At 44.4% G+C, this 12,925-nt stretch carries 12 protein-coding genes and 1 pseudogene; 9 read left to right on the forward strand and 4 right to left on the reverse strand.

Annotation, left to right across the window (positions count from 1 at the left end):
- Nucleotides 1–51 precede the first annotated feature (51 nt).
- The 3 genes from uvrA to AC0IYG_RS28625 all read right to left on the reverse strand — a co-directional run bounded on the left by uvrA (nt 52) and on the right by AC0IYG_RS28625 (nt 4,386).
- Nucleotides 52–2,916 (reverse strand): excinuclease ABC subunit UvrA, encoded by a 2,865-nt coding sequence (gene uvrA / locus AC0IYG_RS28615; protein ID WP_471714479.1) that lies wholly within the window; start codon nt 2,914–2,916, stop codon nt 52–54.
- Between the two features lie 117 nt (nt 2,917–3,033).
- Nucleotides 3,034–3,822, reverse strand: coding sequence for a cysteine hydrolase family protein (locus tag AC0IYG_RS28620; protein ID WP_471714480.1), 789 nt, complete (start codon nt 3,820–3,822; stop codon nt 3,034–3,036).
- A 12-nt stretch (nt 3,823–3,834) separates the two neighbouring features.
- Entirely contained in the window at nt 3,835–4,386 is a 552-nt protein-coding gene (locus AC0IYG_RS28625) for a hypothetical protein (RefSeq protein ID WP_471714481.1), read from the reverse strand.
- 122 nt (nt 4,387–4,508) lie between these two features.
- On the opposite strand from AC0IYG_RS28625, the gene AC0IYG_RS28630 reads away from it, so the two are divergent.
- The 4 genes from AC0IYG_RS28630 (at nt 4,509) to AC0IYG_RS28645 (ending at nt 8,736) form a co-directional block, all read left to right on the forward strand.
- Nucleotides 4,509–5,780, forward strand: coding sequence for a hypothetical protein (locus AC0IYG_RS28630; protein WP_471714482.1), 1,272 nt, complete (start codon nt 4,509–4,511; stop codon nt 5,778–5,780).
- A gap of 73 nt (nt 5,781–5,853) precedes the next feature.
- Nucleotides 5,854–6,831, forward strand: a complete 978-nt coding sequence (locus AC0IYG_RS28635; protein WP_471714483.1) for a glycosyltransferase family 2 protein — start codon at nt 5,854–5,856, stop codon at nt 6,829–6,831.
- 12 nt (nt 6,832–6,843) lie between these two features.
- Entirely contained in the window at nt 6,844–7,602 is a 759-nt protein-coding gene (locus tag AC0IYG_RS28640; protein WP_471714484.1) for a DUF5672 family protein, read from the forward strand.
- An 87-nt stretch (nt 7,603–7,689) separates the two neighbouring features.
- Entirely contained in the window at nt 7,690–8,736 is a 1,047-nt protein-coding gene (locus AC0IYG_RS28645) for an OmpA family protein (protein WP_471714485.1), read from the forward strand.
- 6 nt (nt 8,737–8,742) lie between these two features.
- Here AC0IYG_RS28645 and tpiA read toward each other — a convergent pair whose 3' ends face one another.
- A complete protein-coding gene (gene tpiA / locus AC0IYG_RS28650) occupies nt 8,743–9,504 on the reverse strand; it encodes a triose-phosphate isomerase (protein ID WP_471714486.1) in 762 nt (253 codons plus the stop codon).
- Nucleotides 9,505–9,801: 297 nt separating this feature from the next.
- Here tpiA and AC0IYG_RS28655 point away from each other — a divergent pair, with 297 nt between their 5' ends.
- The 5 genes and pseudogenes from AC0IYG_RS28655 to AC0IYG_RS28675 all read left to right on the forward strand — a co-directional run bounded on the left by AC0IYG_RS28655 (nt 9,802) and on the right by AC0IYG_RS28675 (nt 12,839).
- Nucleotides 9,802–11,070: an aspartyl protease family protein gene (locus AC0IYG_RS28655; protein WP_471714487.1), complete on the forward strand. Its 1,269-nt coding sequence runs from the start codon at nt 9,802–9,804 to the stop codon at nt 11,068–11,070.
- Nucleotides 11,071–11,102: 32 nt separating this feature from the next.
- A complete protein-coding gene (gene mnmC2, locus AC0IYG_RS28660) occupies nt 11,103–11,759 on the forward strand; it encodes a tRNA (5-methylaminomethyl-2-thiouridine)(34)-methyltransferase MnmC2 (protein ID WP_471714488.1) in 657 nt (218 codons plus the stop codon).
- A 15-nt stretch (nt 11,760–11,774) separates the two neighbouring features.
- A pseudogene (gene lpcA / locus AC0IYG_RS28665) lies at nt 11,775–12,358 on the forward strand (D-sedoheptulose 7-phosphate isomerase).
- 39 nt (nt 12,359–12,397) lie between these two features.
- Nucleotides 12,398–12,622 (forward strand): NUDIX domain-containing protein, encoded by a 225-nt coding sequence (locus tag AC0IYG_RS28670; RefSeq protein WP_471714489.1) that lies wholly within the window; start codon nt 12,398–12,400, stop codon nt 12,620–12,622.
- 13 nt (nt 12,623–12,635) lie between these two features.
- The gene (locus AC0IYG_RS28675; RefSeq protein ID WP_471714490.1) at nt 12,636–12,839 is read left to right on the forward strand and encodes a hypothetical protein; all 204 of its coding nucleotides are present in this window, start codon (nt 12,636–12,638) and stop codon (nt 12,837–12,839) included.
- Nucleotides 12,840–12,925: the final 86 nt, after the last annotated feature.

A 12,925-nucleotide genomic window follows, 5' to 3' on the forward strand; every position in this document is an offset into this window, starting at 1 on the left:
ATTGTCTTTACTGCATAATCTACGATTCTTCGCTGTAATCAGGCTATTTGGTCAAATTTTGTCTTTCAGGAATGCGGCTGTATAATTGTCATCAATCTTCGCCATTTCTTCCGGCGTTCCCGCAAATGTGAGATATCCACCGCCGTCTCCGCCTTCGGGACCGAGATCCAGGATCCAGTCGGCGCTTTTGATGATTTCCATGTTATGCTCGATAATGATCACGCTGTCGCCCTGATCTACCAATGCATTAATGGCTTTCAAAAGTTTTTTAATGTCATGAAAATGCAGTCCGGTTGTTGGTTCGTCAAAGATAAAAAGCGTCTTTCCTTTATTGGAAGAGCCTTTTCCTAAGAAAGAAGCCAGCTTCACACGCTGCGCTTCCCCGCCCGACAATGTGTTCGAAGATTGTCCTAAGCCTACATATCCAAGCCCCACTTCCTGCAAAGGCATCAGCTTTTCAACCAGTTTTGGTTCAGTTGGCCTGAAAAATTCAATGGCTTCATCCACAGTCATATCCAGGATTTCGGCCACATCTTTCTCGTTGTAACGCACTTCCTGAATTTCCTGCTTGAATCGTTTGCCATTACAGCCTTCACATTTAAGATAAATGTCAGCCATAAACTGCATTTCAATTTTCACCTGACCTTCGCCCTGACAAATCTCGCAACGCCCGCCGTCCACATTGAATGAAAAATGCGAAGGTTTATAACTCCGCGCTTTGGATAATGGCAAATCAGCCATCATCTGACGGATATAATCGTAGGCCTTAATGTAAGTAACCGGGTTCGAGCGTGAAGATTTTCCAATAGGATTCTGGTCAATCATTTCAACGGCTTCAATCCTGTCAATGCTTCCGGTAAGCTCGTCAAACCGTCCTACTTCCTCACTAAATTCACCTTTAAGGCGCATTAATGCAGGATAAAGGATTTTTCTGATCAATGTTGACTTGCCCGAGCCACTGACGCCGGTCACCACAGTCAGCATATTGAGCGGGATTGTTACATCCAGTTCTTTCAGGTTATTTTCTCTTGCTCCCTTAATGTGCAGCGAATGCAGCGAAGTTCTCCTGATCGTCGGAACCGGAATCGAGTCATTTTCCAAAAGGAAATCCAATGTGTGCGACTTTACGCCGGAATCATCATTATCGATATAACCAGCGTTTTTCAAGTCAGAAATATCTTCCCAATTGCCTTGAAAAACCACGTGTCCGCCGCCAGTGCCGGCTTCTGGGCCAATGTCAATGATCTGATCCGCAGCATGCATGACTTCTTCTTCGTGCTCCACCACGATCACTGTATTTCCAAGATCGCGCAAAGATTCAAGCACGCCGACTAAGCGCTGCGTGTCGCGCGGATGCAGTCCAATGCTGGGCTCATCCAAAATATACATGGAGCCCACCAATGCGCTTCCCAAGGAAGTGGCCAGCTTAATGCGCTGAAATTCACCTCCGGACAATGTGCTTGTAAGTCGGTTTAATGTCAAATAACCCAAACCAACCCGGTTCATATATTCGAGCCGTGTTTCAATCTCGGTTAATACGCGTCTTGCGATCTGCCGGTCATGCTCACCGATTTCCAGTTTTTGGAAAAACACAGAAACATCTTTAATCGGCATTAAAACGAGATCCGTAATGGAAGCGCCGCCCAATTTTACGTAGGAAGCATCTTTTCGTAAACGAGATCCACGGCAGTCCGGGCAGGTTGTGCGGCCACGGAACCGCGAAAGCATTACTCTGTATTGAATTTTGTAAGTCTGTGTTTCCAGCTCTGCAATGAAGTCATTAAGGCCCTGGAAATATTGATTACCCGTCCAAAGAAGCTCTTTTTGCTCATTGGAGAGGTCCTTATAGGGTCTGTGAATCGGAAAATCGAACTTAACAGCATTGCGAACGAGCGGCGTAAGCCATTCGCTCATTTTTTCGGTGCGCCAGGGTGCAATCGCGCCTTCGTAAACCGAAAGTCCCTTATCAGGAATCACGAGATCAGGATCAATGCCCAAAACTTTACCAAAACCTTCGCACCTTTTGCAAGCGCCATAAGGGTTATTAAAGCTGAAAAGGTTGACAGTCGGTTCTTCAAAAGACATTCCGTCCAATTCAAACTTGTCTGAAAAAACCCTTCTCTCACCATTCACAACTTCGACAATGCAAATGCCTTCACCTTCAAAAAAAGCAGTTTGCACAGAATCTGACAGACGATATTGCGTGTCTTCGTCATCGTGCTTAATGCCTGCGCGGTCGATTAATATAAAAATCTGATTTCCAGCTTGAGAATAATTATCCGGATTTTCAACAATGTCTTCGATGGAAACAACTGCATCATTCAAGAAAATACGGTTGTAACCTTTGGAAAGCAGAATTGTAAGCTCCTCTTGCTGCGTGCGGCCTTCGCGAATAAGCATAGGCGCCAGGATCATCACCCGCGAGCCTTCCTCGTGTGCCAGCATGAAGTTGACCACGTCGGTTACAGTGTCTTTTCTGACGAGCTCACCCGAAATAGGAGAGTATGTATGTCCGATGCGGGCAAAAAGCAGTTTGAGATAATCGTAAATTTCAGTTGAAGTCCCAACCGTCGAGCGCGGATTTCTTGTGTTGACCTTTTGCTCAATGGCAATGGCGGGGGAAATTCCTTTGATATATTCCACTTCCGGCTTCTCCATGCGGCCCAGAAACTGGCGTGCATAACTGCTCAAACTTTCGACATACATGCGCTGCCCTTCGGCAAAAAGTGTGTCAAAAGCGAGGGAAGATTTGCCGGATCCTGAAAGCCCCGTGATAACAACAAGCTTATTTCGCGGAATCGCGACATCAATATTTTTGAGATTATTAACTCGGGCACCTTTGATTAGAATGTATTGCCTTGGATCCAAATCATCGAATTGGGCAGCTTCAATCCGCGGTACAGGTAATTGCATCATAAGAGAAAATCAGATGGAAAGCCGATGCAAGTTTCATCATGCACCGATCTTTATACTAACCAAAAGTACATTTATTTAGTTTGGCTTTTGGGGAGGGAATATCGCAATGCAGCCTGATTAAAGCTGGACTGCATTGGCTTTCAAAAAAGTCATTCCTTTCTCGGCTGCTTCCTCAAAAATAGGGTCAGCAAGATGGCCCCAATTGGTCACGTCCGACATGCAATCCGACAGGATCACGATCTTTGGAACAAGCTCCGGCGCATATTTCAGGATCTGGTTAATGCTCGTCGCTACGCAATGTGAGCGCGCTTCGCCTGCCACCAGAATTTGATCAAATGCGGCAAGTTCATTGATAAACGCCTGATCCAGTTCTGTTTCGGGCGCATTAGAAACCGGAACCTGCGCCCGAAAAACGCCAAAATGCTCGGTTAAGGGATTTGTTCCTTTAATAATTGCCTTATAATCGCGGCCCGTTCTGTGCGTCCAGGCCAGGAGCGCGTCCATAATTGTGTCGTCCAGCGCCGCGCCTTTTGAGCCGATCAAACAATGTTCCGGCCAGATGAAATGTTTGAATTCACCCTCGGCTTCGAGAGTTTCAAGATAGCGAAGGACATAATCCTGCTCATAACGAGGAGTCCATTTCCCTGCTTTTACATTATCGGAGGTGATCAGCGTAAATGGCGCGACCGTGTTTCCGTTGCTATCCTGCCAAAACAGCGGATGCGCAATGTCCAGCACGCGGTGCGTGTCCAATGTCACGAAAATACTATCGATCTTTTCACCCTCCAATGCAATGAGCCGGGCGATCCTTTCCACGTCGGCTTCTGCGCCGGGCACGAAAAGCGCTCCTTTCGGATTACAAAAATCAAACTGTGCATCTATGAGCAATAATGCTGTCTTTTTCATGAGAAAGATCTTTTAGCTTTCAAGTTCTTTGGGCAGCTCCATTTGTCGCGCGTACATTTTGGAACAAAGCGTATAAATAGACGCTAACATGCGGTTTGTATCCTTAATGTAATCCACGCGATAATCCTCGTCCAGCTTATTGAAAGCATTTAAAATTACCTGTGCTTTTTTGGCAAGATATAGCGCGCAAGTGTCTGCCCGGGAAGAATAGGTTTTTAAAATGTTGGCATATTCTTCCATGAAAGTGTTCATTAAGAATAGGTTGAGCTCAATGCTGCCGATTTTATCTTTGGTAACCTTTACGTGATAAGCAATGTCGCCACTCAGATTGCGCATGTCCATCAAGATCCAGCCGGGCGTGTTTTGATTGGATTTTGAAGTCCTGGTAATGCGGCCGGTAATTTCGTCACGTCTTTCCGGAATGGTCGCGCTGTCCTCAATCAGCTCAAAATGAAGTCTGTCGGAGAGCGTTTTGTCTTTTGTGATCAGCCTGAGCAGCAGTTTATCCTTTTCTTTGGCCGGCATCTGGATAATCGCCTTTTTAAGTTGATCGGGTAATGCCATTATGTGCTTTTGTGAACTTTATTTTAGAATCTCAAAAATCGGGGCGTAACTTTATGTGGTGCAGAATGCCCGTCCAGTTTTTGACAAAAATATCAGATATGCCTAAATATCTCTCAATCAGTTTGAGTATTGCCATTTTTTTAATCTTCGCATGCACACTTTTTACCAACACGCTTAATCTCCCTTCTTTCGACGATTACGACACCACAATTGGTTTTATAAAACGCATTTTTTTTGACGATTATACATTTGCCGGAAAAATTGAAATCCTTTTCAGCCGCCATAACGAGCACCGGATCATCATTTCCAAGTCAGCCGCCGCAGCATATTATAGCATTTTTCAACGCGTTGATTTTGCTAATCTCGTCTTTTTCCAAAACCTGTTTCTGTTTGCTTTTTTTATCCTAATGCTTTGCATCATGAAGCAAAACAGGCTGCTAAGCGGCGATAGCATGCTGTTTGCCTGTGCGTTTTTGTTCAGTCTCGCGTTTTGGCAGGTCACATTCTATTATTGGGGAGGAATTCAGCATTATACGGTTTTTTTCTTCTGCTTTCTCAGCCTTTTCCTGCTCAACAAATCGCAGAACATTAAAAGCAAAAATTTTTTCCTCTCCATATTGACCGTTGCCATCGCCGTTTTTTCTTTCGGAAATGGTTTTTTGGCGCTCTTCCTCGGCGCATTTATGCTTTTTGCTCAGAAAAAAAGGACATTGCTGATTGTATGGAGCGCCGTTTCAGCTCTATTATTATGGATCACATTCTTCCCGAGACCCGAGATTGCGGGCAGCGGACAAGTGCCGTTCAATGTCGAATGGGCAGCGCGGCTGCTGTTCACTTTCATGGGTAGTTTTGTTTATATAAACCCCTCTACGAACGAATATTTCAACATTTATATTTGCATGGGCGTTGGCGCGGCCGTGTTAATAACCTGGATCTGGTTGTTTTTTAATGGTTATGCTTTTCAAAATCCGCTTTTATATTGCCTGCTTTCGTTGCCCATACTCACAGGCGTTATCATTTCCATTTCCAGATTTGAAACACGTGCGGCGGGTGGCGTAGCGCCTCGTTACATGTTTTTTACGGCAACAATTCCCGTTATTCTTTTATTGATATTTCTTGATCTCAAAGTGCTAAAACAGCGTCATCTGCTTGCTTTGGGCGTTTTTGCCTTGTTACTGTGGGGAACGGTTTTTTACAATAACCGTAAATCGCTCATTGTAATGAACGAGGATTTGGAGACTCGCGTCGCAAAATGGCAGAAAGACCATAACACGCGGCTCATTTATTACCACGAGGCAAAGGGCTATTCGGATGTAATGCAATGGGCGGTCGACAAAAAAGTGGTCAGGCTGGGCCATTTGAAAGAATCCAGGCTTAATGAGGACTTTTTGTAAAAGTCGCCTTACGGTTTGGCGATAGTGTATTTAGACTGCTAACTTGCAGCGTTTTTAATTTATAAACACATTTATGATTTCAGTGGCTTTGTGTACTTACAACGGGGCAAAATATTTGTCTGAGCAGTTGAAGAGCATTGCTGATCAGACACTTCCGATTGATGAGTTAGTTGTATGCGATGACAGGTCGAGGGATAACACCATTGAAATTATCAAAGCTTTTGCGGCAGAAAATACTTTTCCGGTTCACATTTACATCAACGAAGTGAATCTTGGCTCAACTAAGAATTTTGAAAAATGCCTTTCCCTGTGCACAGGAGACATTATTCTATTGTGTGATCAGGACGATAAGTGGCGGGCAGACAGGGTTCAGAAACAAGTAGATTATCTTGAATCGCATCCCGATAAAGATGCGGTTTTTTCTGATGCCATGAAAATTGATGACGATTCGGTTTCGGTCGGGACCACGATCTGGGAAGAGATCGAATTCAACAGCGCTTGTCAGAATAAGTGGAAAAACGGCAAACCGCATGAAATTCTTTTCAACGGATTTGTGGTAACCGGCGCAACATTGGCCATCCGAAAATCTTCTCTGGAACGCTTAATGCCATTTCCAACGCATGTTCCTGACTTAATTCACGACGCGTGGATCGCTATGGTGCTCAGCCTTGAAAATAAGATCGATTTTATTGCAGATACGCTCATTTATTACCGCATTCACGCCAGCCAGCAGGTTGGTTTTGGAAATAAAATCGAAAAAGTGCAGCTGAAAGACCGCTTTGTGCGTGATAGGAAGAAAAAGCTCGTTCCGCTGGAAGAAAAAGCAGCCAAACTGCGTGATCTTTATCTGCTGCTCAAAGCGCTTCCTTACGTCCCAAGGGAAAAGCTGATCAAATTATATTTATCTCAAAGGCACTTTTTCAAGCGCGCTTCACTACCCGATAAACGCATTCGAAGGCTTAGCCCGATTGTTACGGATCTGGTAAAAGGATATTATAAGTTCAGCAGCAAAGACTGGTGGCTGCCTGCAATCGGCGATTTGTTGGAATAAAATTCAGGCATAGTGAAATCAAACAAGACGAAGGCCTCCGTTGCTGTCGTAATCCCGGTTTATCAATCAGCGCTGAACGACAACGAAAAATTGTCGTTGAAGCAATGTATGCGGGTTTTGGGCGATTATCCGGTCCGGATTGTGAAACCTGCCAGCCTGGATCTGACTTTTGTGACGGAAACTTATCCGACGATTCAATTGATAAGCCTCGATGACGGCCATTTCAATGGCATTGCGGCTTATAATAGGCTCATGATTTCCATTGATTTTTATAAGCTTTTCTCTGATTATGAATTCATATTAATCTATCAGTTAGATGCTTACGTGTTCCGGGATGAGCTTTCTGAATGGTGCGCGAAAGGTTTTGATTACATCGGCGCGCCGTCATTGCACAAGCCGGAATATGATTCGCTTGGCGCTGAGTCTCATCAAACATTTGCCAATTCGCTTTCGAGTAACCGCTTTGTCTTAAATGGCGGGCTTTCGCTTCGGCGCATTCCAGCGTTTATTCGTTATTTAAAGATTTACAATGCCGTTTATCCCGCTTGGGTAGGCAATGAAGACATGCTTTTTTCTCAGGAAGCCACGCGACTCATTCCAATGAAGCTTTTCCTGAAAACACCTTCCTGGCTCACTGCATTAGCGTTTGCATTTGAAAAAAGTCCGGCGGCGACTTATGAACTGATGCAACACAAACTGCCTTTTGGCTGCCACGCCTGGGAACGTTATGATCCGCAATTCTGGTCGGCTTACATTATTGAAAATCAGTAAGTTGTGTTGTTTAACAAATTTTAACAAACTATCAGGAATCTTCGGGCGTTCTTGCAGTGAGTTTTTAAAAAGTTAACATTTACGGTCATGAATTTCAAAGTGCTTTTGGCGAGTGCATTTGCCATTGTATTTTCATTCAGTCCAGGTTTTGGACAAATCACAAATAACCCCAAGGTTGAAGAGCAGTCCGTGCCTTACGTCAAAATCAGGCGTGTGGAACTGACTGATAATCAAACCATCATACATTTTCAGTTTGTTGAAAAAAAGGCGGCAACGAAGGTTCAGCCGAAAAATCTTCCTTTTAAACTTAGTCCCAGGCAACAGCAGCAGTTTCAGCAGCAGAATGCAGGAACCATCTGGCTGGATCCTGAAACGAGGTTATACAAGCCTGGTGAGATTGATGTAAAGTTTAAATTTATCAAAGCCGACAACATTCCAACTTCCGGAACGAAAGAAATAATGCCCGGCGATACAGTCAATTTCGTTGCTTATTTCGAACGATTGGATCCAGGAATTGAGGTTTTTGATTTTTATGAGGGCCGGAGTTCTGCCGGAAGTCAGTCGTGGAATTTTTACGGGATCCACATTAAGAACCCGCTGAAAAAGGACGCAAAATCGCCGCAAGCAGCTGCAAAAGTGGATAAGCCGGTCAAAAAACCTGCGCAGCCTGCCCCCGCTCAAAAACCAAAAGTGGCTGAAAAACCACAGCCTGTCGAAAAGCCGGTTGCAGCGGAAGACACGGCAAGCGAGCTGGAAAAAGTAAAGGGTGGACTTGGTAAAATCGCGGTTGGGAAGACAATCAGTTTGCCTAACGTCTATTTCGAAACCTCAAAAGTTGATTTGCTTCCGGAATCCTACGAAGAGCTTAATACACTCGTGGAATTGATGAAGGATAGTGAGTCGATCAGGATCAGAATTGAAGGGCACACCGATAATGTGGGTGATTTTGACAAAAACCTTGATTTGTCGCGGAAACGTGCAGAATCGGTGCGGCAATATTTAATTGAAAAAGGCATTGCTGCCGACCGCATTGAAGCAAAAGGTTACGGAGGCACCCGTCCGTTGGGAAAAGGCACCTCCGAGGCCGTACGCAGTAAAAACAGAAGGGTTGAATTTGTAGTTACCCAGATGTAATGCTGCTTATCTTGCCTTAATAATATTTGTAAACTCCCTGGATTTCAAGGATGCGCCGCCAACCAGGCCGCCGTCGATGTCCGGGGAGCTAAATAATTCAGGAGCGCTCGCTGCTGTAACACTCCCTCCGTAAAGGATCGAGATTTCTTCCGCGATATCAGCACCATATTTTGAAGCAATGTGCTGACGCAGAGCAGCATGCATGTCTTGCGCCTGCTCAGCAGAAGCGGTCAGGCCCGTCCCGATCGCCCAGATTGGCTCGTAAGCAATAACGACCGAAAGCAATTGCTCTTCTGAAAGGTGGAAAAGAGATTCTGTGATCTGGTTTTTTACAAATCCAATGTAATCTTCATTCTGACGCTGATCCAGCGATTCGCCGCAGCAGAAAATAGGAGAAACGCCGTTTGCAAGCGCTGTGTTTACTTTTTCAGCAAGAAGTGCATTGTTTTCATTGAAATATTGACGGCGCTCGCTGTGCCCGATCAGCACATATTCCACACCGATCGATTGCAGCATTTGTGCGGAAATTTCTCCCGTATATGCACCTGAGACCTTATCAGAACAATTTTGTGCGGCAAGGGCAAAGTTGGGTGCACTTTCCAGATATTTTTTGATCGTAGTGAGATAAATGGAAGGAGGACAAAGGATCACTTTTACGTCACTTTGAACCTCATCATTGGCCATATTTACGAGTTCAGAAGTCAGCGCAACTGCTTCATCCAGAACCTTATTCATCTTCCAGTTACCTGCAACAATTTTTTTTCGCATGAGAAAATTTTTATTGTGAAAAAACGCCTTTTAACGCAACAAAATTACCATAATTTCATCATTTACATTATTATCAATCAATGTTCTCAAAAATGTCAGAAAATTTGCACATATAAAGATTTATTTGTGTTTAATTAAGGCAAATGCATTAATTTTACCCTAATAACCGATTGGAGCGAATTTGATACTTAGTGTACGCAAAAGAGAATAAAGACAGAGTTAAGCCATTTATGATCAGCGTTTTGTGAAGTTAATACAGGAATCTTAGCAATTAGAATTTAAAGAAAGGAGGCCACGATGAAAACGTCTAAGTGGTTAGTTGTAGCGATCATACTTTTTACCAGCAGCATTTCATTCGCAAAAACAGAAGATGTTCCCCCGGTTTCAGAGGAAAAGTATGGCTACTTTCTAGATAAAAATCACAAATCTACCCGCATCCCTTTTGAACTGCATTCCAATTTGATCCTGCTCTATGCAAAGATCAACGACACTGATTCGCTTCGTTTTATATTGGACACCGGTGTCAGCTCCATTATCATTACAGATCCTCATGTGCTTAAACCAGACAAGCTCCGGTTAACCAGAAAAGTTAATTTGACCGGCGCAGGGGAAGGCAAAAGCATTTCTGCACACGTCGCCATTGATAATAAGTTTTCAATGGGCCGGCTTAAAGCCAATCACCAGAACATTGTGGTCTTGGAAGATGATTTTCTCAGACTTTCGGAATATGTGGGCGTCCCCGTTCACGGCATTTTTGGCTACGAGATCTTCAATAATTTCGTCGTAACCATTGATTTTTCCAAAAAGGAACTGATCCTGATGCGTCCTGATAAATATCGCTACAAGCCCAGCAAAGGGGATAAGCATCCATTGATTATAGAAGACACCAAGCCGTTTACGGATGCCGTTACGCTTTTTGCAGACGGTCGCGAACATCCGATCCGCGTTTTGATCGACACGGGCGCAGGGCATGCATTACTATTAAATAACACCCCGAAAGAATCTTTCAGACTTCCGGAAAAAGTCATCCGCGCACAACTAGGCCGTGGCTTGAACGGAGTCATTAATGGGAATCTGGGCCGGATCGATAAAGTGAGACTTGGCAGATTTACAATGGATAACATTGTGGCGTCTTTCCCCGACAGCATTGCATTTGGCTCGAAATTGCGGGCCGGGCAATCGCGTCAAGGCAACATTGGTTGTGAATTGCTGCGCCGTTTTAAAGTGACGATGAATTATTCAGAAAGCTATATGGTGCTCAAACCGGTAAAAAGCCGGATGCGCGAAAAGTTCGAGCACGATATGAGCGGTATGGAAATCAGAGCCGAAGGAATTGATCTGCGTTCGTACATTGTTAATCACGTTGCAGATGATTCTCCGGCATTAAAGGCAGGACTTTTGGAAGGTGATCAGCTTTTATTTATCGACGATCACGCTGCAACTGACCTGAATGTGAGTGAAATTTACAAGCTCCTGCAACGCGGCGATGGCCGGAATATCGACTTGCTGGTAAAACGGAAAGGGGATATTTTCTTTACCCAAATTACCCTGAAAAGAATGATTTAGTTACTTTTAAGCCAAATTAACGTGGCTTAACCTTGGAACGCCTGATCGTAACAGAAGACGGTTCTCATTCGCTTTACAGCGCTCAATATAACCAGCAATATCATTCCTTACAAGGTGCTCTGATGGAAGCAGAGCACATTTATATTAATCTTGGCTTACGCCCGATCCTTGAAAAAGCAGACTCCACTGCTTACGTGTTTGAGATGGGCTTTGGAACGGGCTTAAATGCTTTTCTTACCTGGAAGCTCGCCGATTTACTTCAAAAAAACATTTATTACGTCGCAGTTGAAGCCTTTCCCGTTTCCCGGGACGAGGCTTCTTCGTTAAATTACGAAACGCTGAGCGGGCACGGTAATTTCGTTGCCCTTCACGACTGTCCGTGGAATGTGGACTGCCACGTTTCTGATTATTTTACACTTAATAAGCAGAATATCAGACTGGAAGACTTCGAAACGAACATTCAATTCGATGTTATTTATTATGATGCCTTCGATCCAAGGGCTCAGCCGGAACTGTGGAAAGAGGAAATTTTTACAAAAATAGCGGCCCAAACCAGGACAGGGGGGGTATTAGTAACATATTCGTCCAAAGGAATTGTGAAGCGGGCACTTCGCGCAGGCGGATTCACCGTCGAGAGGCATAAGGGCCCTGGGCGTAAAACGCACGTGCTCAAAGCCATTAAAAATTAACATTATTACAGAAAAATGGATTACAAAAATATCATTAGCCAGGAATTAAAAGAGGCGCAAAGCGTGCTGGACCAGTTTCTAAACGATCCGGTTCAGATTGAAAAAATTGAAACTGCGGCCCGGCTCATGGCCGATGCCATCCTTGCAAATGGCAAAATTATATCTTGCGGAAATGGTGGCTCACATTGCGACGCCATGCATTTCGCTGAGGAATTAACCGGCCGTTATCGGGATAATCGCCGTTCATTGCCTGCAATCGCCATTTCTGACGTGAGCCATCTGAGTTGCGTGAGCAATGATTATGGTTACGAATTTGTGTTTTCTAGATTTATCGAAGGCCTCGGGCAGCCGGGAGATGTTTTGTTTGGATTGAGCACGAGCGGAAATTCTGCAAACATTATCAAAGCAACGGAAGCGGCGAGGGCGAAAGGCATGAAAGTGATCATAATGTCTGGGAAAGATGGGGAAAACTGGCTGGCGTGGCTGATGTGGAGATCCGCGTGCCGCATTTCGGTTATGCCGACCGCATTCAGGAAATACACATTAAGGTGATCCATATTTTCATGCTTTTGATTGAAAAAATGGTTTTGCAGGAATAATTGGCCTATATTATCCTTTGCACACCAACCCCGAATCAAATGAATGTTCGTCCATCGGCTATAATTTTACAAAATGAGCATGTCTTGACATTGCGTTATTGCTATGGAAATCAGGAAGTCTACGGTTTGCCAGGCGGCAATCCCGATCCGGGTGAAAGCCTTGCAGAAGCACTCATACGCGAGCTGAATGAAGAGCTCGGCATTAATGCGGCAGTCAATCAGATGGTTTTTTGCGGAAGAAGTAATCTGGCCCGAAATCAGTAAGGAAACATTGCATATGGTGTTCCTTGCCGACATTACTGCTGGCGAGCCGCAGCTTAATCCCGCGGAAACGACTGCCTTGGAGATGGTTTGGCTGCCGGTGGCTGCATTGGCGGAAAAGCTTTTGTATCCCAATGTTGGAAAGCAAATCATCGATTATTATGAAAAAACGGTTCAAGCGGGCCACATTGGCGTGATTGATCAACCTTATATCAAATAGCAGATTTTCGGATTTCCATATATTTTCTCTTCATTTCTATAAAAGAGAAACAAACCGTACTTTTGCATTTTAAATGGCAGCAGGGT

This window comes from Dyadobacter sp. AC419 (genome assembly GCF_979253085.1).